Genomic DNA, 26,237 nt, shown 5'->3' on the forward strand with positions numbered 1-26,237 from the left:
AGAGTTTCACATATTATGAAAAATTTATTAGGAACCGTGTCGAAAAATATTTTTTTGACACTCTAGCAACGAGTCAAACCGTTGATATATCAATATTTATAGAGGGAGGAAATGAAATTGTGGAAATATCTAAAAAAAATTCTATTGAAATTATATTATATCATACTTGATGATTTATTACCTCGAATGACTGTTTTATATAATAAGTTTGTTTCGAAAGTTGTAAAACCTCCATTAGTCAGAACAACAGATGAAACAATAGATAAAATAATAAAAGATAAATGTTCAGTTAGCCGCTACGGAGATGGAGAATTTAAAATAATCCTAAAAGGGAAACAATATTTCCAAGAATATGATGATAATTTGAGAAATCGTCTTGTTGAGATTCTCAATTCAAATAGTAATAACCATATAGTTTGTATACCAGATGTTTTTGGTAGTTTGGATAGATTTACAGACCTAGGTGTTAACTTCTGGAATAAGTACTTATCCTTAAACAGAAGCAAATTATATGGAATTATCAATAAAGAGAAAACTTTTTATGATGCAATGATAACTCGTCTTTATATGGATAAAAAGGATAAAGATAAAGCTGATGAACGTTTTTTGAAGTTCAAGAAAATCTGGGATGGAAAAGAAGTTATTCTAGTTGAAGGGAACCTTAGTAGATTAGGTGCGGGAAATGATTTATTTAATAATGTTAAATCTTTAAAACGGGTTTTGTGCCCCTCAGAAAACGCATTTTCAAAATATGAAAATATCCTAGATGAGGTCAAGAAGAACGATCATTCAAAATTAATACTTATTGCTCTTGGACCTACTGCAACAGTTTTAGCGTATGATCTTTCTAAAATGGGTTACCAGGCAGTTGATATTGGAAATATTGATATAGAATATGAGTGGTTTTTAAAGAGAACTCAAGTTAAGATACCAATTAAAAATAAATATACTGGTGAAGCTCCGAATGGGAGAGTTGTTGGTAGAATACAAAGCAAAGAATATGAAAATGAAATACAAACTCAAATTCTATAAGTAATTTTATAAAGGGTTATACACATAACAGTATAAGCACTGATAAGAATCTGGCTATTATTATTTTTCTTTATTATGGGGTGTTAGTTTTGAATGAATGCAATATTTTAATTTACGGAGATGAGTCATACGTTAAACATGCGGGGGTTCTCTGTATGTCAATTGCTTTGAATGCAACAGAAAAAAATAACTATAATATTTATTTCTGTTATACAGGAAAAGAATGTGATACATCACTTGCTATAATTAAAAGAGATTTAAGTAAGTTTAAAAACATTAGCATAAGATTTATTGAAATTACTGAACATTTAAACGCAGATATAAAATCAAAGTCTAATAAGTCATATATATCCGAAAACATATATGCAAAACTTTATATTTTCAAGCAAATACCTTCAAAATTAAATAAGATTCTATTTCTGGATAGTGACACTATAGCACTCCGTGACATATACGATTTATATAATATGGATGTGTCAGATGTTTTGTTGGCTGCAAGAGGTGAGTCCCAAACTTTTGTGAAATATTATGGTGCTGAAGATAAAGTGAATATTCTCGGGTTAAGTAATATGGAGCAGTATTTTAATTCAGGCGTAATGTTAGTGAATTTAGAGAAGTGGCGTGAAGAATTTGTTTCAGAACGTACAATTCAATTTTTGGTGGAAAATGGTAGTGATATCTACTTACATGATCAAGATGGTCTCAATTCTATCATACAGGGTAATTGGATGAAACTACCTCATGAATGGCATCCACATCCACATTCTCTTAATAATATTTTTACAACTGGAGGATTATGTGCACAATTAACAGATGGGGATTTGGCAAGAATGAAGTTAGCAGGATTAGCTCACTTTCTAGGACGTGAAAAACCTTGGAGAGCTGGATGCAAAAGCCCATGGAAAAAAGAATATCTATATTACCTTAGTAAAACAAGTTTTAATCAATTGTTTGAAGATGTAAAAAAAATTCACCACAAAGAGAATAAAACTGACCTTATAAAAAAAGTATACTTTCGTATGCGACATTTGAACAAATTAATATAAAGGTAAATATTAAATAATAAACTAGTAGGATAAAGGATAACAACTAGATTGTTTTTAAACTTAGATATAGATAGTTAATGAGAAGGAAATTAATCTTTCTGTCCGCTTGTTCTTTAAAACGAACTAAGGCTGAACCGAAATTACGTTTAAGGGTATAAGCTAAGTAAAATATTAATTTTTAAGAAAGGAGATTAAAATTGTTAAAAAAAACTATAAAAAAGTTATACAAGATAACTAAATATTGGTTTTTGGGCACAGAAATTCTTTTATCTAAAGCTAATGTTCCTTTTAGTATAAACAATTACAAGGTATTAAATTTGAAAAATAAATTTAAGGGAAAGAGATGTTTTATTATAGGAAATGGTCCGAGTCTCAAACCAGAGGACTTAGATAAACTGAAAGGTGAAATTACATTTGCTTCGAATAAGATTTACAAAATTTTTAATAAGACTTCTTGGAGACCAACTTTTTATATGGTAGTTGACCCTATTGTACTAGAGGAAAATGTAAAAGATATAAATTTAGTAGAAGCAAAGACAAAGTTTACTTTAAAGGATTATAAGCATTTATTTAAGGCAGATATATATTTTAATAATAATCTTAATAATAAAAGAGGCACCTTTTCTAAGAATATAATGGAATCTTTGTACTCTTCAGGTAGTGTCTCATATCATCTCCTCCAAATAGCTTATTATATGGGGTTTTCTGAGGTGTACTTACTAGGACATGATTACAATTATAAGGAAGCTATTTCGAGAACAAAAGATTTATCATTTCTGAAAGAGGAAGAAAATTCAGAACATTATTTTACAAAAGATTACATTAGAGTAGATGAGAAGAAACCAGGCCAAGCACCAGAACTAATCTATCAAGGAATGGAAATTGCTAAAATTGTATTTGAAAGATCTGGTAGAAAAATATATAACGCAACACGGATTACTTATTTGGATATTTTTGAACATAAAAATTTTGATGAGCTAGGTAGAGATAAAGATAATGATAAGCAATATATAAAAGAAGTTTTATGAAAAAAATATTTTTGTGAAAAGCAAGGGTGAATTTTGTGAAGTGTAAATCTTGTTTTTAGTAAAGAAAGATAGGGTGAGAGCGATGGGAAATGTAAAGTTGTTGGACTGCACTTTGCGCGATGGTGGATATTATAATTCTTGGGATTTTGATATCTCATTAGTCCAAGAATACTTAAAAGCAATGCATGAAATTTCCGTTGATTATGTAGAACTAGGCTTACGAGGGTTTAATAAACAAGGGTTTAAAGGTGCTTGTGCGTATACTACAGATAACTTTATTAATAGTCTAATAATACCAGTAGGCTTAAAAATAGGAGTAATGGTTAATGCAAGTGATCTAGTTAAGTTCGAAGGTGGACTTGAAGTAGCTCTATCACAGCTCTTTGTGCCAGCAACTGAATCACCTGTTAGTTTGGTTCGTATTGCATGTCATGTACATGAATTTGAAGAAGCGCTTCCTGCGGCAACTTGGTTGAAATCTCATGGATATACTGTTGGGTTTAACCTTATGCAAATTGCTGATAGAAGTGAAGTGGAAATTAAAAAACTAGCATCCGCAGCTCATAACTCTCCAATAGATGTACTCTATTTTGCAGATAGTTTAGGTAGCTTAAACCCTGATAGTACTGCTAATATAATAAAAATTATTCGTGAAGTTTGGCATGGGCCACTTGGTATCCATACCCATGATAATATGGGGTATGCCTTGGCAAACTCAATGCGTGCAATTGAAGAAGGTGTGACATGGATTGACGGAACAGTTACAGGAATGGGGAGAGGTCCAGGAAATGCTAAAACTGAATATCTTGCAATAGAAATGGAAGATTATCGGAATGTAGAAAGCAATATAACTCAATTGATGAAGTTGATTGAGAGATATTTTAGACCTTTACAGAATAGATGTGGTTGGGGAACAAACACTTACTATTATCTAGCAGGAAAATTTGGAATTCACCCTACTTATATTCAAGAAATGCTTAGTGACTCTAGATATATTGAGGAAGATATATTAGCAGTTATTGATTATTTAAAATTAGAAGGTGGAAAGAAATTTAGTATTAACACTTTGGAAGCTGCACGTAACTTCTATAAGGGAGAACCAACTGGTACTTGGAAACCTAAAGATATAATTTCTGGAAGAGAAGTCTTAATAATTGGAAATGGGCCAAATATTGTAAAGCATAGGTATGCCTTAGAAGAATATATTCGAAACAAACGCCCTTATGTAATAGCTTTGAACACTCAATCACACATCTCGGCAGAGTTAATTAATATTAGAGCTGCATGTCATCCTGTTAGGATTCTTGCAGATAGTAGTCTACATGCAAGTTTACCACACCCTTTAGTAATTCCTGCTTCTATGTTATCTGAAAGTATAATTAAAGCTTTTAATGGAAAAGACCTACTAGACTTTGGTATCTCAATTCATGAGAATACTTTTAAGTTTGAATCGAATTTTAGTGTACTACCTAATTCATTAGTACTATCATATGCACTAGCTATCGCAACTAGTGGAAATGCATTGCGTATCCTTTTAGCAGGATTTGATGGATATGGAGCAGATGATCCAAGGACTAGTGAAGTAAATAACCTTTTATCTCAATTTACACAAGTTCCCAACACACCACCTATAGTATCTATTACTCCAACTCAATACAAAATTTCTACAAGTTCAGTATATGCTTTTTAGGAGGGATTAAATATGAATTATTGTGTTATCATTCCAGCCAGATTTAAATCTACGAGACTACCAGGAAAACCTCTAATTAATTTAGCTGGTATTCCAATGGTTATAAGAACTTACAAACAATGTATAAAAGCTTGTCCTGCAGAAAAAGTTTATGTTGCAACCGATGATGTACGGATTAAGGAGGTCTGTGAATTAAATAATATTCAAGTTGTAATGACTTCAAGTTCTTGTTTAACGGGGACTGATAGAATAGCAGAGTGTGCTAATTATATTGATGCAGATGTATACATTAATGTCCAAGGTGATGAACCTCTATTTAATCCAGATGATTTGGAAAGGTTAATTTCATATACAGAAAAATATCCAAGTGAAATATTGAATGGTTATTGTGAGATAAATGATGAAAGTCTTTATCGGAGTGGTTCTATTCCAAAAGTAGTTTTCCGTCCAGATGGTAGACTACTATACATGTCTCGTTCACCAATCCCTTCAAATAAAGAACAAAGTTTTGAAAAAGCATGGCGTCAAGTTTGTGCTTATGCATTTCCAAAACAAGCTTTAATGGATTTCTCAAGAGTATCAGAAAAAACAAATCTTGAAAGAATCGAAGATATTGAAATTCTTCGATTCTTAGAACTAGGTTGGGAAGTAAGAATGTTAGAACTTTCAAGTGATTCTGTTGCAGTTGATACTCCGAAAGACGTACAACGTGTAGAAGCCATATTAGAAGAAGGACTAAAAGTATATTAAAAATATATTAACATCTAACTGAGATTGGCCTATTAATCAATTAAAAAAGGGAGTAAATAAATGGATTTAGGAATTTTAAATAACTATGATATTATCATTTTTGATTGTGATGGTGTAATCTTTGATATTAATAATCTAAAATGTGAGGCTTTTGGAAAGGCAATAGAAGGCTATCAATCTAATATAGTGGAGGGTTTTGTTGAACATTGTAAAAATACTTTCGGAGTATCTAGATATATTAAATTCAAGGAGTTCTTCAAGGATTTTGCAAATGAGCAATTTCAAGAAGACAAATATAATAAGTTCTTAAAAAACTATGCAAATCTCTGTAAAGAAAATTATAAAATTGCAAACATTACACCATATACAGAAAATTTACTTTTAGAGTTATCGAGAAATAAAAAATTATATATTGCTTCTGGAAGTGATGAGGAAGAATTAAAAGAAGTATTTGTAAATAGAAATTTAAGTAAACATTTTTCAGGAATATTTGGATCACCGAAAACTAAACTAGAGTGTGCTTCAAAAATATTAGATAATTCTTCTAAACGGAAAGCGGTGTTTATTGGAGACGCAATAACTGATATGAAAACAGCTAGGGAGTTAGATTTAGACTTTATTTATATGTCTAGATATACAGTGCAATCCGAAGAACAGGATTTAATATGTCAAAAGGAAGCTAAAAAAGTTATTGGTACATTTGAAGATTTTATGACTACTAAAGATAGAATTCAATAGGTTTATAAGAAATTTGAAAGTAATTTCATGAAATGGAGAATAGAGTAAATGCTGTTTAATTCATATGAATTTATTTTTGCTTTTTTGCCAGTGGTTTTTATTATTTATTTCTCTTTGAACAGGTTACGACTTTTAATAGCTTCAAAGATATGGTTAGTAGCAAGTTCTCTCTTTTTTTACAGCTGGTGGAATATTTCTTATTTACCTTTAATACTAATTTCGATGGCATTTAACTATGCAATTGGGTCGGCCCTAAGTAAGGAAAAAGTTAAGATTAATAGAAAGTTAATATTAACAATTGGTACTCTATTCAACACCGGATTATTAGGTTATTTTAAGTATTCCGACTTTTTCATTTCTAATGTTAATACTTTATTTACGACAAATATGGCACTTCTTAACCTTGCATTGCCTTTAGCTATTAGTTTTTTTACCTTTCAACAAATAGCTTATTTAGTAGATGCTTATAGATTTGAAACTAGAGAGTATTCTTTTTTAAATTACGCACTATTCGTTACGTTCTTCCCGCAATTAATAGCTGGTCCAATTGTTCATCATAAAGAAATGATGCCTCAATTTGAACAACTTAGAAATAAGGTTATTAATTATCGGAACATTGCATTAGGCATGTTTATTTTCTCAATAGGTTTGTTTAAAAAGGTAGCTGTCGCGGATACGTTTGCAGTTTGGGCGACTAAGGGTTTTGATGAAACTGAAACTCTCACATTTATTGAGGGATGGATTACTTCATTATCTTATACGTTTCAATTGTATTTTGATTTCAGTGGTTATACAGATATGGCAATAGGAGCTGCACTACTGTTTAATATTAATCTACCGAGGAATTTTAATTCTCCTTATAAAGCTCTAGATATACAAGATTTTTGGAGAAGGTGGCATATCACTCTTAGCCGATTTTTAACCCAATATATTTATATCCCTCTCGGTGGAAATAGAAAAGGGGCATCTAGAACTTATATAAATATATTAATTATTTTCATGATAAGTGGCTTTTGGCATGGAGCAGGTTGGACATTTGTTTTTTGGGGGTTTTTACATGGTCTTGCTACTGTTATCAATCGGTTATGGAAGACTTTCAGATTAAAGTTAAATACAGTTGTGGCTTGGTTTATTACATTTAACTTTATTAATATTGCTTGGGTATTCTTTAGAGCTACAACTTGGAGTGATGCAATTAAAGTGTTAAAGGGAATGGTTGGGTTTAATGGAATCGTGTTACCAAGCTTCGAAAGCTTATCTTTTTTGGAGAGTTATGGAATTTTACTAGGTTCTTATTTCGTGGATCTGAGCGAGTTAATTAAGATCGTTCCATACTTAATTGCTGCTTTAATTATTGTAGTCTATTGTAAAAATTCTAACACAAATATGGAGAATTTTCATTCTAATCTATTAACGTCAGTTTTGATTTCTGTTGCATTTGTGTATTGTATAGTGAACTTTAATAAAATTAGCGAATTTTTATATTTTAATTTTTAATAAGGAGCTTTTAAACTTGAATAAAAAGTGGGTTCGATTTACATTAGCTTTTACGTTTTTATTCTCAATTTTTATAGTTCTATTCAACTTTTTTATTGATCCGTTGCACTTTTATAGAAGTAATGAAGAAAAAAAAGTATATTGGGGAGAACAAAGGTGGCAATTAGCTGGTCTAGCAAAGAATTATAACTATAATACTATTATTCTAGGAACTTCTATGACAGAAAACTTTATTCCTTCAGAGGTGGATAGTATTTTTCCTGAAGCAACAACATTAAAGTTATCTATGTCGGGTTCGTCAACCAATGAACAAAGTAAGATTGCTCATTTAGCTTTTAGTAATCGTGATATTAAAAATGTCATTTGGGGAATTGATTATACCTCACTAAGCAAAGATAACTCTGTAAATGAAGATTTTCCAGCTTTCCTTTATGATGAAAATGTAATAAATGATTTGAAATATTTACTGAATATGACAACTATAAAGTACAGCATTAGTTCAATCCTAAATTACTTATCGCCGAAGATATCACAAATTTCTTTATCTGTAATTAATCTTAATGATCAGCCCAAGCAAGATATAGACTATTTAAATTATTGGGGAGACCAACATACTTATAATAAAGAAATAGTGATAGCGGATTATCTACAAAAAATTAATGAAATTGAAGCAAATAAACAGGAATTACTTAAACAATTTAATATTATTAAGTTTAAAGATAATATTGATGAAAATATAATTCCTTATGTTAAAAATAATCCTGACACACAGTTTTATTTTTATTATCCTCCTTATTCTGTGTTAATGAACAAACGCTTTTATATTGCTGATCCCAAAATTGTAGAAGACATAATAAAAAGCAGAGAGTATTTTTACTCACAGATAAAATCTTATCCAAATGTAAAACTATATGATTTTACCTCTGAAAAAGATATTACATATAATTTAGATCTTTACAAAGATACAATGCATCATAACCCAGAGGTTAATAAGTTTATCTTAGAATCCTTTACTGACAGTAAATATTTAGTTACTGACAATAATATAGATTCTTTTCTACGGGAGTTTATAATGCAAATTGAAAACTTCTCCCTTGAACAGTAATTTTTGCTTCTTATGAAAATTATTTACCTAAAAGAATCCTTTCTTAAAAATTTAATCATTAGTGAAACAATTATAAAAAGAACACTAAATATAAGGAAGATAAATAATGAGATTGAAGAGTATTCATAATGAACCGGTATAAAATTAGTCATGACAGATTCTTTACCTATCAACATGTCGAATCTCCACTCCTTAATTTATGTATGTTAGTTATTTACATAATGGAGGTAAGTAATAAGCATTGAATAATAAGCTTAAACCAATAATCCTGAAAATAGATAATAAGGAATAATAGTCTTCCATTTAAAAAAGTGTTGACTTCATTAGATTTGAGTTATAGTATTATGTTAACTAATTTTGTTCTTTATAAAGAACTTGTAATAGTAGTCTTACTAATTGAGGTTTTAGAAGTTATAGAATTAATCCTCTTAGTAATTTTTTTGAATCAGGCGTTCTTTTTAAGGAACTTTCTCTTGTTGACATTATACCTTGTAAGTTAAGTTGGGTGTATCTTAAATGATGCTGTCAGTTTAAATGTATGTCTAATTTTAACATCGAATTCTAAAATTCACCTTATTATAGTTCCCTAAGGAGAGCTTATAAATGAAGATCCTTGTATTAGCAAATTTCGGTATGGGTTTATATAACTTCAGAAAAGAATTATTAGAGGAACTAATAAGTCAAAGTAATGAAGTGTTTATTTCTTTACCGAATGATGAATATGTACCAAAACTTAATAATTTGGGCTGTAAATACGTAGAAACGAATCTGGATCGCCGCGGCACAAATCCAATTAGTGATTTGAAGCTTTTACTACACTACATACAAATAATCAAAGAAATAAAACCAGACATTGTTTTGACGTATACCATCAAGCCTAATGTTTATGGTGGTCTTGCGTGTAGAATCACTCAAACCCGATATATCACGAATATAACAGGGCTTGGGACCTCCCTTGAAACGAAAAGTGTGATTCAAAGAATTACATTGCTGCTATATAAGGTTGGACTAAAAGATGCATCATGCATATTTTTTCAAAATAAAACCAATCTGAAGTTTTTCCGTGATCATCAAATAGCTAAGAGTAAAACTAGACTTGTTCCTGGATCTGGTGTGAACTTAAATAATCATAGTTTTGAAGATTATCCTGAGAACGATAAGAGTATTAGATTCCTCTTTATTGGACGGATGATGAAAGCCAAAGGAATTGATGAACTTCTTCAGGCCGCAAAAATAGTCAAAGAAAAAAATGTGAATGTACATTTTGAGTTAATTGGCAGTTGTGAAGAGGATTATCAACAACGACTAAATGATTTCAATGAAAAAGGAATCATCACGTATCATGGCCAACAAAACGATGTCCATTCATTTATAAAGCAATCTCATGCAACCATCCTACCTTCCTATCACGAAGGAACCGCCAATGTTCTGCTTGAATCAGCATCAGCAGGACGTGTTGTGTTGGCTTCAAGAGTACCAGGGTGTAAAGAAACTTTTGATGAAGATATAAGCGGCATCGGTTTTGACGTTCAAGATGTTGATAGTTTAGTAGAAGCCATCATTACATTTATCAACTTACCGTATGAACAAAAGAAAGCAATGGGGATGGCAGGACGCAAGAAGATGGAAAAAGAGTATGATCGGCAAATTGTCATTAATGCTTATTTAGATGAAATAAATCAGCTTGTGAGGAGGGAACGATATGAGCTTGTATGAAAAAATAGTGAACGGAGAAGAAAAGGTCTCATTAATTGGACTTGGATATGTGGGGATGCCAATTGCAGTCTCGTTTGCTAAGCAAGTGGATGTGATTGGATTTGATGTGAATACAGAAAAGATTGAGCTTTATAAAAAAGGAATAGATCCAACAAGAGAAGTTGGAGATGAGGTTATTTCCAATACCACGGTTGAATTTACGTCAGATGAAAAAAGATTAAGAGAAGCAAAGTTTCATATTGTAGCAGTTCCTACACCAGTTAAGGAAGATCGAACCCCTGATTTAACACCTCTTCAATCTGCAAGTAGAACGCTTGGTAAAAACTTAACCAAAGGCTCAATTGTTGTCTTTGAATCAACGGTTTATCCAGGTGTTACGGAAGACATTTGCGTACCTATTTTAGAAAAAGAATCAGGATTAACCTATGGCATAGATTTTAAAGTCGGATATTCACCAGAAAGAATCAACCCAGGAGACAAAGACCATCGACTTGAAACCATCATCAAGGTTGTTGCTGGAATGGACCAAGAAACCCTTGATATTGTTGCTAAAGTGTACGAATTAGTTGTTGATGCAGGGGTGTATAGAGCTGAGAGCATTAAAGTGGCTGAAGCCGCTAAGGTAATTGAGAATTCTCAACGCGACATCAATATCGCTTTTATGAATGAACTTTCTATTATTTTTAACAAAATGGACATTGATACAAAAGCTGTGCTAGATGCTGCAGGTACGAAGTGGAATTTTCTTAAATTCTCTCCAGGACTTGTAGGTGGGCACTGTATTGGTGTGGATCCCTACTATCTAACGTATAAAGCTGAACAAATGGGCTACTATTCTCAAATTATCTTATCTGGAAGAAAAATTAACGATGATATGGGGAAGTACGTCGCAGAAAGTATCGTAAAGAAAATGATTAAAGCTAATAAGCAGATAAATGGTTCAAGAGTGGCCATCTTTGGTGTGACTTTCAAAGAAAATTGTCCAGATGTTCGGAATACGAAGGTCATAGATGTAATTAATGAATTAGAGGAATATGGTGTAGATGTAAAAGTCGTGGATCCTCTTGCGGATAAAGATGATCTTTGGGATGAATATCGGATTAATCCAAGTGAAGTTCATGAAATTAAAGAAATGGATGCCGTCATTTTTGCAGTTCCACATGATGAGTTTAGATCAATTTCATTAGAAGATGTTAAAAAGATGTATAGAGCATCTGTGTCTAAGTATATGAACTATGAAGTTTTAAATGAAATTGCGGCAGCATCTGAGATAACAATTAAGGATACAAACAATGTATTAATGGACATAAAGGGCATATTTAATCGCAGAGAAGCTGAAGAAGCGGGCTTCATGTATTGGAGGCTATAAATATGGGGTATGAAAATATAACCTTTCCTAAAGGGAGTACATTTTTAGTCACAGGAGCAGCAGGATTTATTGGTTCGAATTTAGTTGAAGCCATCTTAAAGTTAGGTTATCAAGTGAGAGGGTTAGATAACTTTTCAACAGGGAAAGAAAAAAATGTAGATCAGTTTATTTACCATTCTAACTATGAATTTATAGAAGGAGATATTCGTGAACTGGATACTTGCTTGAAAGCTTGTGAAGGAGTCGATTATGTTCTTCATCAAGCGGCATGGGGAAGTGTTCCTAGGAGTATCGAGATGCCATTATTATATGAAGAAATTAATATAAAAGGTACGTTAAATATGATGGAAGCAGCACGTCAAAATGGGGTGAAAAAATTTGTGTATGCTTCTAGTTCTTCTGTGTATGGTGATGAGCCTGTGTTACCAAAAAAAGAAGGTAGAGAAGGCAATGTTTTATCACCTTATGCACTTACTAAAAAGGTTAATGAAGAATATGCGAAGTTATATACAAAATTATATGGACTTGATACCTATGGTTTAAGGTATTTTAATGTTTTTGGTCGAAGGCAAGACCCAAATGGTGCATATGCTGCAGTGATTCCAAAGTTTATCCAACAATTACTAAATAACGAATCGCCAACAATTAATGGAGATGGACAGCAGAGCAGAGATTTTACATATATCGAAAATGTAATAGAGGCCAACTTAAAGGCTTGTAATGCAAGTAGTGATGCTGCAGGAAACGCTTATAATATCGCATTTGGTGGTAGGGAGTATTTAATTGATATGTATCATCATTTATTAACTGCATTAGGCAAGGATATACAACCCTTCTTCGGACCTCCACGCAAAGGAGATATAAAGCATAGTAATGCAAATATTTCTAAAGCAAAAGAAATGCTAGGGTATGAGCCTGACTGGAGCTTTGAGCGGGGGATTGAAGTAGCAATTGAATGGTATAAAGAAGAATTTGAGGTGTTAAAACCAATTTAGTTTTTTGAATGGTGGTGAATGTGAAATGAATAAACCGGTCAGAGTTTTACATGTAGTGGTTAATATGAACCGGGGTGGGGCTGAAACGCTAATCATGAATCTATATCGAAATATAGATCGCACCAGAGTTCAGTTTGACTTCCTCACGTGTAAAGAAGGAGTTTTTGATAGCGAAATAAAAGAACTTGGGGGGATGGTACATCGGATTCCCTATGTAAGTGATGTAGGTCATTTTGGTTATATAAAGTCACTTAATCATTTTTTCTCTACTCATCATAACTACTCGATTGTTCATTCACATTTGAATCAAATGAGTGGGTTGGTTGTTAGGGAAGCTAAAAAGAATGGAATAAGATACTGCATTACCCACAGCCATAATACAGGTGGGGAAGGTAGTTTTTTAGCAAAGAGCTATAAATGGTATTCTAGATTACATATTGCTCCTTATTCAGATTATACCTTTGCCTGTTCTCAAGCTGCTGCAAAGTGGTTATTCGGTCATAAATCAAATGAAGCGAAATTGCTCAACAATGGAATAGAACCGGAATCCTTCATGTACTCTCCCGACATTAGATTGGTCAAAAGGAAAGAATTAGGGATTGATAACCAACTAGTGATTGGGCATGTTGGGAGATTTACAAAGCAAAAAAATCACAAATTTATAGTTGGGTTATTCTCTGAATTTTTAAAAAAAGAACCCAATTCTATTTTATTATTATGTGGGGACGGTGTTTTAAGAAAAGAGATTGAAAAAAAAGTTAATGAATTAAATATACAAGATAATGTCAAGTTCTTAGGAGTTAGAAGTGACATAAATTATTTACTTCAAGCCTTTGACATTTTCATTTTTCCCTCTCTCTATGAGGGATTAGGAGTAGTACTTATAGAAGCACAAGCAGCTGGACTCCCTTGCTTGATATCAGAAGAAATACCAAAAGAGGTAGATATGGGGTTAAATTTAGTAAAACCTCTGGATATTACTCGCAGAGATTTATGGATAAATGAACTTGAAGAACTTAACAAAGAAAAATATAATCGAAATCCCTCACAACTGAACAGCTTAAGAGAGAGAGGTTATGACATAAAAGTTACAGCAGGCTGGCTTCAAGATTTTTATATAATGAATTCGAGGTGACCTTTTTGACATTATTAACAGTATTTACCCCAACCTATAATAGAGCTTACATCCTCCATCAATGCTATGAGAGTCTTAAAAGACAAACGAATAAGGATTTTGTCTGGTTGGTTATTGATGATGGGTCCTCAGATAATACGGAAGAGATGGTGAGAAGCTGGATATCAGAAAATGTAATTTCAATTCAATATTACCGACAAGAAAACCAAGGGATGCATGGTGCTCATAATACTGCTTATACGTTGATAAACACAGAATTAAATGTCTGTATTGATAGTGATGATTATATGCCTGACGATGCTGTTGAAAAAATCGCCTCATTTTGGAAAGAATATGGTAGTGAAAATGTTGGAGGTATTATAGGACTTGATTGCTATAGTGATGGACGTATCATAGGAACAGAACTACCTATGAATATAGTAACCTCTACTTTATTTAACTTGTACCATAAACATGGAGTAAAAGGTGACAAGAAGTTAGTCTATCGAACGGAGTTAACAAAGAAGTTTCCTTATCCAGTTTATCCAAATGAGAAATTAGTCCCTTTATCGTATAAATATTATATGATCGACCAGGAATATGAGATGCTTCTTATGAATGACCCACTTTGTATTGTGGAGTATCTGCCAGATGGATCATCTATGAACATATTAAAACACTATAAAAATAGTCCCAACGGATTTAGGTTTTATCGGATGGAAATGATGAAGCTATCGAATACTCCGTTACAGTTCAAATTTAAGCAGGCCATTCACTATGTTTCTTGTAGTTTATTTGCAGAAAGTAAAGATATATTAAATCAAACTCCACACAAATTACTTACACTTGTTGCAATTCCTTTTGGTATATTACTCAATAGATATATCTTAGGTAAGATGGTAGAAAAATAATATAATTTTTGTAGTTGACATTATATAGTAAAGGTGATAATTTTAACCTAGGTGTTCTTATTAAAGAACGAGTTTGCGTGGGAAATACATTAAACTTAGTTTAGAAAGTAAAACTTATTATCTAATGGATTTGAAAATCAACTTTAACCATATTTTCGCTAATGAGAATAACAGGGGGAAAAGATGAGTGCAATTGCTGGACTTTACAATAAAGATAAAGTAACAGTTACAATAGAACAAATTAGTAGAATCATGGAACCATTAACTCAGTATCCAGCTGATGATATTCAGGTTTGGAATAAGGAAAATGTTTTTATAGGTTGTCATGCTCAGTGGATCACTCCTGAATCAGTAAATGAACAGCTACCTTACTTTGATTACGAAAGGCAGATGGTAATTACAGTTGATGCAATTATTGATAATAGGCAAGAACTTTTAGAGAGACTCCAGTTAGATCGAGAAGAAAGAAAAGTTGTTTCAGATAGTTTGTTAATCCTATTAGCGTATCAAAAGTGGGGGGAAGAATGTCCCAAATACCTAAATGGTGATTTTGCTTTTATGATATGGGATAAAAAGCAACAAAAGTTTTTTGGAGCAAGAGACTTTTCTGGAGGTCGTACTTTATATTATTATAACTGCTTTTCACACTTTGCGTTTTGTACAATGATCGCACCATTATTAAATCTCCCATTTGTTAGTGAAACCATTAATGAAGAATGGATTGCAGAATTTTTAGTTATTGCGGGTATGGTTGATGTGGTGGACACAACTATCACACCTTATAAGGATATTAAACAACTCCCTCCGGCCCACAGTATTACAGTAACAAGTGGAAGTATTAGTTTAAAAAGATATTGTATGTTAAAAAGTGAAAGTACTCTTTATTTAAACTCAGATGAGGAGTATGTAGAGGCATTTCAAGAGGTTTTCCAAGAAGCTGTAAATTCTAGACTTAGAACTCATAAAAAAGTTGGAGCACAGTTAAGTGGTGGTTTGGATTCAGGTTCTATTGTTAGTTTTGCTTCACGTAAACTACGACAAGAAAATAAGCAATTGTATACCTATAGTTATGTGCCAACAGCTAATTTTAATGACTATACAGCAAGTCATTTAACAGCAAATGAGACCCCATTTATAAAATCAACAGTAAATTATGTTGGTGGAATAAAAGATTATTATTTAGAATTTCAAGGACGTGACTCTTACTCTGAAATCGACAATTTGATGGATATAACAGAAATTCCTTACAAGTTTTATGTTAACTCATTTTGGTTAAAAGGGATTTTTGAACAAGCAAATAACCATGGTGTAGGCATATTGTTAAACGGAGGTAGAGGGAACTTATCGATATCATGGGGAAATGCACTTAACTATTATGCCGTGCTAATAAAGAGGTTAAGGTGGATTCATGCACTTAAAGAAATTGGAAAATTCAGTCAAAACGTAGGATCAGGGCGAAAAAGAGTAATTTCCTCTGTGTTTAAATTAGCTTTTCCGATACAACTTATCAACTCTGATAGTAGAACAGGTACTGATTCACCACTTATTAATCCAGATTTTGCTGCACAGACAAAAGTTTATGAGAGAATCTCAAAACATGGATTTGATAGATTAGGAAAATCAGTGCTGAGGGATCCATATGAACTAAGGAAACAACACTTTGAACAATTATGTCAATGGAATGCTAGTAACACTTTATCTACAAAACTGTCATTACGATATGCTCTTTGGAAACGTGATCCAACAAATGATGTACGAGTTATTAGGTATTGCCTTTCACTACCTGAAAGTCAATATGTTCAGAATGGATTAAACAGAGCTTTAATCAGAAGAGCAACTGAAAATTTACTACCAGACGACGTAAGGTTGAACATGAAAGTTAGAGGTGTTCAAGGAGCTGACTGGGTCTTTCGAATGATTCCAAAGTGGGCAGAATTCAAAAATGAAGTTGATAGAATGTGTAATGATAACTCATTTATGAGAATAGTAAATCACAAAAAATTATTAGAAGCAAAAGCTCAGCTTAAAGAAGATGTCATGCCAGAACATGCATATTCCAACCATTTGAAAGTATTAATGGATAGTCTAATTATGTATCGTTTCTTAAATTAGAAGGGGGGTGAAAAGATATGACAAAAAAAGTATGGGCTAGACCAACACTTGATATTCTTAGCGTTAACATGACGGAAGCTGCTACATATGACCAGCCGGAACATGATGAGGCATATAACGGGGATAATACTCGTAAAAAGCCTGATGGTACACTTGTTCCTCACCATGAAAGCTAAGTAATATTTACTTGGATTGTTGGGGCTCTTATGTAATTCATAAGAGCTTCTAGTTTTATTTTGCAAAATGGAGTGAGTATATTAATGATTAATAAAGGTTATTTCCAATTTGAAGCATTTGGTTTAGTAGTTAGTAGTGATATCAACTTTCCTGAGCTGCATAAAAAAAATGATCGTACTCTAAACATTGATATTACTCTTAGTATAAATAAAGAACTTGCATATCATTATTCTGGTAGACCTTTTGATTTTGTCATGAAAAATAACATAGTAACATTACTAGTGCCAAAAGTCGGAGTTTTTCAGATGAAAGATGGGAAAGAGATACTGATATCTCCATATAAAGATGCGAACGAAGATATCATTAGATTATATATATTGGGTTCCTGCTTCGGTACTTTGTTATTACAAAGGGGGATTTTACCTCTGCATGGTAGTGCAATCGCTGTAGATGGTAAGGCTTATGCAATTGTAGGGGAATCTGGGGCAGGTAAATCAACTCTTGCTTCAGCTTTTATGGAGAAAGGTTACCAGCTTTTAAGTGATGATGTCATTGCATTATCATTTTCGGGAGTTGATGATAATCCTCATGTAATTCCTTCTTATCCACAACAAAAACTTTGGCAACAAAGTCTAGAGGAGTTTGGAATAGATTACAACTCTTTGCGTCCAATTTACGGACGAGAAGATAAATATTGTATACCTGTTAACGATAAATACTGCTCGATTCCTATGCAATTGGCCGGAATTTTTGAACTTAAAAAAACTGATGCAGGTTCTGTTTCAATCCATCCAATTATTGGTTTAGAACAGCTTCGAATACTGTTTGAACATACCTATCGCCAGTTCTTAATTCCTAAAATGAATTTAACAGAATGGCATTTTAAGCAATCAACGCTACTTGCTTCAAATCTACCGCTTTATAAGATTTCTAGACCAATAACAGGATTTTCAGCGTATCAGATAGTAGAGCAAATATTAAATACTATTCATAAAAATAGCCATAAAAATTATAGAAATATCGCTATAGGGTGATTCAATGCTTAATAGGATTATTGTAATATTTAGGTTAGATGTAAAAACAGTATTTCTTTTAACAGAGTCATTTATATTCTTAGGATGGGCTAGATTTCAACTCGTTTTTCGACAATTCTCTAAGATTGCACCTAGTCTTGGGCATTACATGAAAGAAACTGAGGAAGTGAGTCCCGAAGAGCATAAAGAAGCTTTAAAAAAAATCCGTCACACTATTCATATTATGAGCAAATATACACCTTGGGATAGTAAGTGTTTGGTTAGAGCAATGGCAGCAATGAAGATGTTAGAAAGACGTGGAATCGAGAGCACTCTTTATTTAGGAACAGGAAAAGACCGTTCAGGCAAAATGATTGCTCACGCATGGCTAAGAAGTGGTCCTATTTATATTACAGGTTATGAAGAAATGCATCTTTTTACGGTAACTGGAAAGTTTGCGAAAACAAACTAAATAATAGATGGAAAGTGATAGAATGATAAGGTCTTTGTTCTACTTTTTAAAGAAATTACATGCTTATTCAGGAAGAATTTTATATTTAAATCTTTTTGGGAGTATGTTAATGGGTCTGCTGGATAGTATCGGAATTTTGTTGTTAATTCCCCTACTTAGTATTATCGGTATTGTGGATGGCTCTATGACGGATATATCTGGTCTTAATATTTTTATACCTTTACAAGAAATTTCACAAGAAACAGCTCTATTGATGATTTTAGGACTATATTTATTAATTGTTTTTGGTCAAACTCTAATTTCGCGAAATTTAGGGTTAAGAGAAATCAGGATTCATACAGGTTTTATAAACCATATTCGTTTAGAACTATATCAAGCTTTGTTAAAAGCAAATTGGGAGTTTTTTATTAGTCGAAGAAAATCAGATTTGATTAATTCACTAACAACTGAGCTAGGAAGGGTAACGAATAGTACATTTCTTTTATTACAATTATTAGCATCAATTGTATTTACAACCATTCAAGTCATAATAGCAATGATCATTTCTTTCAAATTGACTCTGTTTGTTTTAGGTTGTGGTTTGGTTATTGCTTTACTTTCTAGAAGGTTTATCAAAAAGTCTGGTGAATTGGGTAATGTTATGAATGAGTTATCACAAAGCTACCTTGCTGGAATATCAGACCATTTTAACGGCATTAAGGATATAAAGAGTAATTTATTGGAGGTTTCCCGTTATCAATGGTTAACTAGTTGGTCTGACAGGATTGCTGCTGAAAGGTTCGAAAATGCTAGAATTAGAAGTAATTCTAAGATCATGTATAAGTTATTTTCTACAGTAATGATTGCAGGCTTTATATATGGATCATTTAAGCTGTTTCCCAATCAAGGATTCACTTTATTGTTAATTATCGCTATCTTTTCTAGATTATGGCCTCGATTTACTGGAATACAGTCTAGTTTAGAAAATATTGCATCATCTTTACATGATGTAAGAAAGATAATGACTCTTACAGAGGATTGTCGGAATGCTGAAGACTTAGGCGGATTAATAAATGTAAATAAGTCATTTAAGGGAGAGTTGAAATTTCTAAAAAAACTAGAGTGCTATCATGTGAATTTTCGATATAATCCGAGACAAAAGGATTACACTCTAAATGATATCAATCTACGAATCCATGCAAATCAGATGACTGCAATTGTTGGAAGATCCGGAGCAGGTAAGAGCACGTTAATAGATTTAATAATGGGACTAATTAAACCAGAGTCTGGTAAGATATTAATTGATGGGCAGGAACTAACTGATCAAGATTTGTTAAATCTTAGAAGTTCTATTAGTTATGTTCCCCAGGATCCATTTCTATTTCATGGTACTGTCAGGGAGAACCTATTGATGATTAACTCTGAAGCAAGAGATGAAGATATGTGGGAAGCAATAGAATTCTCGTCTGCTGCTGAAATTGTACATAAGCTTCCTAATGGGTTAGATACGATAATTGGAGATCGCGGAATAAGATTATCGGGAGGAGAGCGTCAAAGACTCGTACTGGCTAGAGCTATTCTAAAGAAACCGAAAGTTTTAATTCTTGATGAAGCGACTAGTGCATTGGACACAGTAAATGAAGCGAAGATACAAAAGGCTATTGAAAGACTAAAAGGTACAATGACGGTCATTGTTATCGCTCACAGATTGTCAACAATAAGAAATGCGGACCAAATCGTTGTGTTAGAAAATGGAAACATTGTTCAGGCTGGTGAATATGAAATTCTCTCAAAGGATAAAAGTGGTTTGTTTAGTGAACTTTTAGGAAGCCAGCTTAAGATATCATCATTTTAATTGTGCTTAGAAAGTGATTATTGTCACAGCTTACATTAAGTGTTATTTTTTTATGCAAAATGTTCATTATAATGAACATTGTTTTATATATAGAATTAGGAGCGTGATCCAAATGATAGATAATAAAGTAGTTTCTTTAACCAGCATTGTAGAGAAGACTGAAGGAAACATAGTTTGTGATATGAATGGAGAAAAAGTGATGTTAAGTATTGAAAATGGAAAATACTACAATTTCGGGAAAGTAGGAGGAGATATTTGGGTGTATATTAACTCTGTTAGAACTGTCTCAGACATTACACAATTCCTCCAAGACGATTATGAGATTGATCAAGAACAATGTGAACAACAAGTATTAAATTTCATTGAGAGCCTATATAAAGAAAATCTTGTAGTATTAAAATGAGGAAAATGATTACATGACTGCATAGTTTGTAAGATAGTAAGGGTGAGGAACATGAAAAATGCCAACAGATTATCTCTGAATAAAGTTTCTAAAGAACTTTTATTTATACTAGATATACTTAAAGAAAACTCAAAAAATTATCCATCAAGGGATATTAACTGGGATCTGTTTCTTGATCTTATTTTACACCACCGACTATATTCATATATTTATCCAAGAATATTTGATAAAGAGGAGTTTGTTCCTCAACATGTCATTAGTATTTTAAATCAGTTATATAAACAAAACACATTTAAAATGCTTCATATAAGTGGAGAATTAGATTTCCTTAATAAGATTTTCTCACAAAACAAGATTCCTTTAATAGTTTTAAAGGGACCTGTCCTAGGTAAGGATTTATATGGAGATATTTCTTTGCGTACATCCTCAGACCTTGATGTACTAGTACCATTAAAACAGTTACTTCAAGCAGAAACAATATTAGAAGAAAAAGGTTATGTTAAGGATGATTACATAAATACAATACTAAATGATTGGAAATGGCGCCATCATCATGTGACTTATATACATCCTAAAAAGGGTGTAAAGGTAGAGCTTCATTGGAGACTAAATCCTGGACTAGGAAAAGAACCTAAATTTAATGAACTTTGGAGTCGCAAACGTGTAAGTGCCCTTACCAAACATCCAATTTATATATTGGGAAAAGAAGACTTATTTCTGTTTCTTGTGATGCACGGGGGAAGGCATGGATGGTCGCGTTTACGATGGTTATTGGATATACACCAATTATTGAAACAAGAAGTGAGTTGGAGTTTTGTAGAAAGACTTTTGAAGAGAAATCAATGTTTACCTATAGGAGCGCAAGCACTGCAATTATCATCACAGATATTTAATAGTCCTTTAATACCAAGCCTGAAAAAACTTGCTAATACAAGAAGAGGGGTACAATTAGCGCAAAAAACTACCTTTTACTTAGAAAACATGGTGAATTTACACACTGATCCTGTACCAGAGGATATTGCAAATTATCATAGTCATTTTCTTTTTTCAATAATGTCTTGGCAACAAAAATGTTATTACTTATTTAGTATTATACATCCATTACCGAAGGATGTTGAAACATTACCTTTACCCAAATGGCTACACTTTTTATATTTTCCTTTACGTCCTTTGCTTTGGGCTAAACGAAAAGTAAATAAACTAAGTCTTTAAGTTTAAGAGTTGTAAATGATTCATATTTTAAAAAAGTTGATTACTCCAAGGCGAAATTAAAAGAGTAATCTTTTTTTGCGAAAAAAAAGGTACTACTCAGTACCATCTACAAGAAAGACGAAAAGTCCTAGTCATAATCATGTTGTATTCAATAAGTCAGTGTTGCTTTATAAAAATGCTGTGTTGAGGGATTGGATCTTTTATTAAATTACTATACTTATCGAATACTGGTGATAAATAGTCCTTCTGGTTATTAATTTCCAAAGCTTTGTACTTATGTGTAACCTTAGTATCCTTAAGTGTATATTGAGTGTAGTGAACAATAAGCAACCCACCAGGTTTAATCAGTTTATCAAGTTCAATAATTTGTTCTTCAAATTTTTCAAAGGGATAAATTTTCTTTAGGTTTGTTATTCCTTTAGATGCAATATAATGTGGTTTTCTTTGCAAAACAGCCATACAAAAGATTGCATCAAATGTTCCATACTTTTCGATTTCTTTGGGTGTAGAATAAATAAAAGTAATGTTCTCGTCTACATTCAGTTTTTTGCAAATTGCAAGGCTATTTTTGTTGATTTCAGCTCCGATTATATGTCCTGTTGGAAAATATTTTCGAAGAGTTAAAACTTCTTCACCTGTTGAGCAGCCATAGGAAAGAATTTTTAAATCTGTTTTGTGATTGAAATAGTCTTTGCAAGCTTTGAAAATGGTAGGGTATCTATCCATAAATGTGAGTGAGTTGGTTTGATGGACATTCTTCTTGTTTAGAAATAACATTGTAACAATAGCACGATAATCTTTGTCTTTATATATACGCACTAAAGTTCGGAATGTAGTTCTTAAGCAAAAAGCGAATGAAATACCAAGTCTGATTATCCAGTTCTTTGATGAATGGTGTTCTTTGACAAAGTTGCGTGCAGTTCCGATGATTTGAGTACTAAGCTTATTGTACATACATCCTTTATCCTTTCTTGTGAAACCTGTATTTTGTATATTTTGGTAGATTATTAACAATAATTGCAATAAAAGTCTATGATTTCATATAACAGATAAGATAGTTTTCACTTATTTGTTACTTTGAAAAGCGAAGGAGAGTCCGAACAAAAATTAAAGCTCTTTTTTGAAAAAGAGAAATATATAATGATATCTTTGTTTCTTCAAATCCTATTTCCTGACCAACATTTGCTTGAGGGAGGATCAACCAATTTTTAATTTCAAGCAAAGAATACTTCATTGAATCATAACTACAAAACTGATAATCAATAAAATCCATGTATTTTTTCATTGTCTTTCTTTTATCCTTAAAATGCGAATAATCCCACAAAATGATCTTTCTTTTGCTTGGTAGAGTATAAATGTTATCTAATTCTGGAAATTTCAAATAAACGATAGATAAGGTCCTCATTATTCTCTTAAGCGTTCGATCAGAAGTAGCAGCTTTAATTAAATCTCGATAATCTATACGTTCATTAATAACGTGAATCAATTGAATAAGGTCTATAAAGTATTTAAGCGAATTCATATTATGGCGCCAGCCATGAAGGATCATCAGATAAAATGTATGGAAATCAGAGAGTTCTTTTACAAATCGATAGTTCTTAAAAGGGGACGAATGAATCCAAAATTCTTCAATGTTAAAGTTAGTTGTTGCTGTATCTAACAAATCCCAATGTAATTCAATTGTTAAAGGAATTGGTGAGTTTGGTAAGACTTTATTAAAGCTTAAATTAAAATTGGATGGAACAAATTTAGGATCGGGAACATAACCATGTTTTACTACAGTTTCTATTGCTTTTTCCAGATATTCTGGCTTTATTAATAGATCAATATCAGAAGTCCAGCGTGCTCCAATATGACCAAAATATCTTTCTGCAAATATTGTCCCCTTTAGTGGTATAACCTCAATTTCATTTTCTTCAAAAACACTTAACATTTGTTCGGTCTTATTCTTGATAAATATATTTTGATACAGAGCTTCCGTGTATTTTTTCTTTAACCGTTGTTGGAAATCAGAAGGTGTTTGTTCAAGTTTTTCTCGCGTTTTTAATAAATGATAGACTTGTGAAGAAATCGCGCAAAATTCAATATCCTTAATGACTGTATCATAATACTGCTTACATTTAGGGAGGGTAGCGGTGGAATCGTACAAAGCTGTTATTAACTGGAAAGGCATCATTTTACCTCCTTGTATAAATTAGTTGAAACTGCTTTAACCGGAAATTGATTATTATGCTGAAATGAAGAATGATAAAGGTCCTTGTAAAGACCATTTTGTTTAACTAGTACATCATGACAACCAGTTTGAACTACTTTACCTTTATTCAACACAATTATGATGTCTGCGTTTTGGATGGTTGATAAACGATGAGCAATCACTATGGTTGTTCGATTTTTCATTAATTGATCTATAGCAGTCTTGACGTACGATTCTGTTTCACTATCGAGTGATGACGTTGCTTCATCTAAAAGTAAAAGCGGGGCATTCTTTAACAATGCTCTTGCAATGGCGATACGTTGCTTTTGCCCACCAGATAACTTTACTCCTCTTTCGCCAACTTCAGTATCGTATCCTTTAGGAAGTGTTAATATAAAATCGTGAATCTCTGCATGGATAGCAGCCTTGAACATTTCTTCCTCATTTATAGAGGGACGGGATAATACAAGATTCTCTCTGATCGTTCCATCAAATAGAAAAGATTCTTGTGGAACATGAGCAATCATGCTTCTAAGTTCTGAAAGGGAATATTGCTCTATAGAAATTCCATCAATTAATATTTTCCCGCTATTTGGTTTATATAAATTGAGCAGTAGATTAAATATGGTTGTTTTCCCTGCACCACTATGTCCGACAAGTGCAATCATTTTTCTAGCCGGAAGAGTGATATTTAATTTATTAAATATATTTTTGTTATCCTCATAGCCAAAGGTGACTTGATCAAATTGAATAGACTCTTTAATTGGAATTGGAGTCAAAGGACTAGACAATTCTTTGGAATCGGTTGAATACTCAAGTACCTTTGAAAGGCGTTCAATTGCAGTAATAGAATGCTGTAAACTAGCCCATAAGCCTGCAATGCCTGTTAAGGGATAAATTAAATGGTTAATAAGATTCATAAAAGAGAGCAATGATCCGACAGTAATTTGTTGAATTGATACATAATAGGCTCCCAAACAGAGACTAATCAGAAAAGCAACTGAACTAATTGCCTGGCTACCTGAGTAAAATAAGCCACTTAATTTCGTGTTATGAAGCTGTAAGGAATACATTTCCTGGTTTTGCTTGATGAACTTTCTATGAAAATATTTTTCCATGGTAAAAGATCGAATGACATTTAATCCCTGAAATGATTCATTTAATAGAGTGTTCATTTCACTCATTAATTTATGTGCTTTCCTACTATTACGACGGAGTAATAAACCGAAATATACTCCAGCTCCTACAGCAAGTGGGACTACAATAATACTTAATAAAGAAAGCTGCCAGCTTATATTTAATAAATAAATGAATGCAGCTACAGATAGTAATGGTAATCTAATGAAGTTGATTAAGCTACTTCCTAGTAAACCACCTACATTATGTATATCATTCGTAAAATGGGATAGTAGTTCTCCTGAATGATGAGCTGAGGTCTTTTTTGCAGGAAGGCGTAAAATATGATTGTATAAATCTATTTTTAAGTCTCTAATGATAGTACTTGAGGCAGTAGTTTCAAAATAGTTACCAAAATAAGTAGTTAAAATACTTGTAACTGTAAGTAAGATTCCGAGTGGGACCAACCATTTTAAACGATTAAAGTCACTTAGTACTGCAGCATCAGTAATTTTTCCCATAAACCAAGCAAATGACAAAGTAAGGGATATTTCAATCAATAAGAAGATCAAAAGTCCTATATATGCTTTTCTGTGTCTTGCTACATATGGTTTTAATAGAGCATAAGCTTTATGAAATTCTTTAAGTGTGAAATATTCCTTACCTTCAGCTAGTAAATGTTTGAACGTTTGAATCATTAATAACACTCCAGT

Annotated in this window: 23 protein-coding genes; 20 read left to right on the plus strand and 3 right to left on the minus strand. The window is 32.4% G+C overall.

Translation table 11 applies throughout. The annotated features are described in order from the left end of the window. The first annotated feature begins 117 nt into the window (after positions 1–117). The 20 genes from F7888_RS19400 to F7888_RS19495 all read left to right on the plus strand — a co-directional run bounded on the left by F7888_RS19400 (position 118) and on the right by F7888_RS19495 (position 22,214). Positions 118–1,032 carry an SP_1767 family glycosyltransferase gene (locus F7888_RS19400; protein ID WP_225228912.1) on the plus strand — a complete coding sequence of 305 codons (915 nt, stop codon included), beginning with the start codon at positions 118–120 and terminating at the stop codon, positions 1,030–1,032. 80 nt (positions 1,033–1,112) lie between these two features. Beyond that, positions 1,113–2,078 (plus strand): glycosyltransferase family 8 protein, encoded by a 966-nt coding sequence (locus tag F7888_RS19405; RefSeq protein WP_318246327.1) that lies wholly within the window; start codon positions 1,113–1,115, stop codon positions 2,076–2,078. 197 nt (positions 2,079–2,275) lie between these two features. Further along, on the plus strand, positions 2,276–3,106 hold the full coding sequence (locus tag F7888_RS19410; protein ID WP_191782500.1) for a 6-hydroxymethylpterin diphosphokinase MptE-like protein: 831 nt from the start codon (positions 2,276–2,278) through the stop codon (positions 3,104–3,106). A gap of 82 nt (positions 3,107–3,188) precedes the next feature. Continuing rightward, positions 3,189–4,796, plus strand: a complete 1,608-nt coding sequence (locus F7888_RS19415; RefSeq protein WP_191782502.1) for an aldolase catalytic domain-containing protein — start codon at positions 3,189–3,191, stop codon at positions 4,794–4,796. 12 nt (positions 4,797–4,808) lie between these two features. After that, positions 4,809–5,546: a 3-deoxy-manno-octulosonate cytidylyltransferase gene (locus F7888_RS19420; RefSeq protein ID WP_191782504.1), complete on the plus strand. Its 738-nt coding sequence runs from the start codon at positions 4,809–4,811 to the stop codon at positions 5,544–5,546. Positions 5,547–5,606: 60 nt separating this feature from the next. Next, complete coding sequence (locus F7888_RS19425; protein WP_191782506.1) at positions 5,607–6,284, plus strand: HAD family hydrolase; 678 nt, start codon at positions 5,607–5,609, stop codon at positions 6,282–6,284. Positions 6,285–6,332: 48 nt separating this feature from the next. Beyond that, positions 6,333–7,781 (plus strand): MBOAT family O-acyltransferase, encoded by a 1,449-nt coding sequence (locus F7888_RS19430; protein WP_191782508.1) that lies wholly within the window; start codon positions 6,333–6,335, stop codon positions 7,779–7,781. A gap of 16 nt (positions 7,782–7,797) precedes the next feature. Then, a complete protein-coding gene (locus F7888_RS19435; protein ID WP_191782510.1) occupies positions 7,798–8,886 on the plus strand; it encodes a hypothetical protein in 1,089 nt (362 codons plus the stop codon). Between the two features lie 603 nt (positions 8,887–9,489). Further along, on the plus strand, positions 9,490–10,602 hold the full coding sequence (locus F7888_RS19440; RefSeq protein WP_191782512.1) for a glycosyltransferase family 4 protein: 1,113 nt from the start codon (positions 9,490–9,492) through the stop codon (positions 10,600–10,602). Continuing rightward, the gene (locus tag F7888_RS19445; RefSeq protein ID WP_191782514.1) at positions 10,589–11,971 is read left to right on the plus strand and encodes a nucleotide sugar dehydrogenase; all 1,383 of its coding nucleotides are present in this window, start codon (positions 10,589–10,591) and stop codon (positions 11,969–11,971) included. Before F7888_RS19440 ends, F7888_RS19445 begins: the two co-directional genes overlap by 14 nt. A gap of 2 nt (positions 11,972–11,973) precedes the next feature. Next, on the plus strand, positions 11,974–12,966 hold the full coding sequence (locus F7888_RS19450) for an SDR family oxidoreductase (protein ID WP_191782517.1): 993 nt from the start codon (positions 11,974–11,976) through the stop codon (positions 12,964–12,966). A gap of 25 nt (positions 12,967–12,991) precedes the next feature. Further along, complete coding sequence (locus F7888_RS19455; protein ID WP_191782598.1) at positions 12,992–14,101, plus strand: glycosyltransferase family 1 protein; 1,110 nt, start codon at positions 12,992–12,994, stop codon at positions 14,099–14,101. 5 nt (positions 14,102–14,106) lie between these two features. Beyond that, positions 14,107–14,991 (plus strand): glycosyltransferase family 2 protein, encoded by an 885-nt coding sequence (locus F7888_RS19460; protein WP_191782519.1) that lies wholly within the window; start codon positions 14,107–14,109, stop codon positions 14,989–14,991. Positions 14,992–15,174: 183 nt separating this feature from the next. Continuing rightward, entirely contained in the window at positions 15,175–17,103 is a 1,929-nt protein-coding gene (locus F7888_RS19465) for an asparagine synthase-related protein (RefSeq protein WP_191782521.1), read from the plus strand. 17 nt (positions 17,104–17,120) lie between these two features. Then, positions 17,121–17,279, plus strand: coding sequence for a paeninodin family lasso peptide (locus F7888_RS19470; protein WP_191782523.1), 159 nt, complete (start codon positions 17,121–17,123; stop codon positions 17,277–17,279). 84 nt (positions 17,280–17,363) lie between these two features. Beyond that, positions 17,364–18,314, plus strand: coding sequence for an aldolase (locus tag F7888_RS19475; RefSeq protein WP_191782525.1), 951 nt, complete (start codon positions 17,364–17,366; stop codon positions 18,312–18,314). Positions 18,315–18,318: 4 nt separating this feature from the next. Continuing rightward, complete coding sequence (locus tag F7888_RS19480; protein WP_191782528.1) at positions 18,319–18,765, plus strand: lasso peptide biosynthesis B2 protein; 447 nt, start codon at positions 18,319–18,321, stop codon at positions 18,763–18,765. Positions 18,766–18,790: 25 nt separating this feature from the next. Then, positions 18,791–20,599, plus strand: coding sequence for an ABC transporter ATP-binding protein (locus F7888_RS19485; protein WP_191782600.1), 1,809 nt, complete (start codon positions 18,791–18,793; stop codon positions 20,597–20,599). A gap of 112 nt (positions 20,600–20,711) precedes the next feature. Continuing rightward, complete coding sequence (locus F7888_RS19490; protein WP_191782530.1) at positions 20,712–21,002, plus strand: lasso peptide biosynthesis PqqD family chaperone; 291 nt, start codon at positions 20,712–20,714, stop codon at positions 21,000–21,002. A gap of 51 nt (positions 21,003–21,053) precedes the next feature. Further along, positions 21,054–22,214, plus strand: coding sequence for a nucleotidyltransferase domain-containing protein (locus F7888_RS19495; protein ID WP_191782532.1), 1,161 nt, complete (start codon positions 21,054–21,056; stop codon positions 22,212–22,214). 156 nt (positions 22,215–22,370) lie between these two features. Here F7888_RS19495 and F7888_RS19500 read toward each other — a convergent pair whose 3' ends face one another. The 3 genes from F7888_RS19500 to F7888_RS19510 all read right to left on the minus strand — a co-directional run bounded on the left by F7888_RS19500 (position 22,371) and on the right by F7888_RS19510 (position 26,222). Next, positions 22,371–23,168 carry a class I SAM-dependent methyltransferase gene (locus F7888_RS19500; protein WP_191782534.1) on the minus strand — a complete coding sequence of 266 codons (798 nt, stop codon included), beginning with the start codon at positions 23,166–23,168 and terminating at the stop codon, positions 22,371–22,373. Between the two features lie 118 nt (positions 23,169–23,286). Further along, positions 23,287–24,387, minus strand: a complete 1,101-nt coding sequence (locus F7888_RS19505) for a nucleotidyltransferase family protein (protein WP_191782536.1) — start codon at positions 24,385–24,387, stop codon at positions 23,287–23,289. After that, entirely contained in the window at positions 24,387–26,222 is a 1,836-nt protein-coding gene (locus F7888_RS19510; protein WP_191782539.1) for an ABC transporter ATP-binding protein, read from the minus strand. Before F7888_RS19510 ends, F7888_RS19505 begins: the two co-directional genes overlap by 1 nt. Between the last annotated feature and the right edge of the window lie 15 nt (positions 26,223–26,237).

This window comes from Litchfieldia stipae, from assembly GCF_014837155.1.
Classification (GTDB): Bacteria; Bacillota; Bacilli; order Bacillales; family Bacillaceae_L; genus Litchfieldia.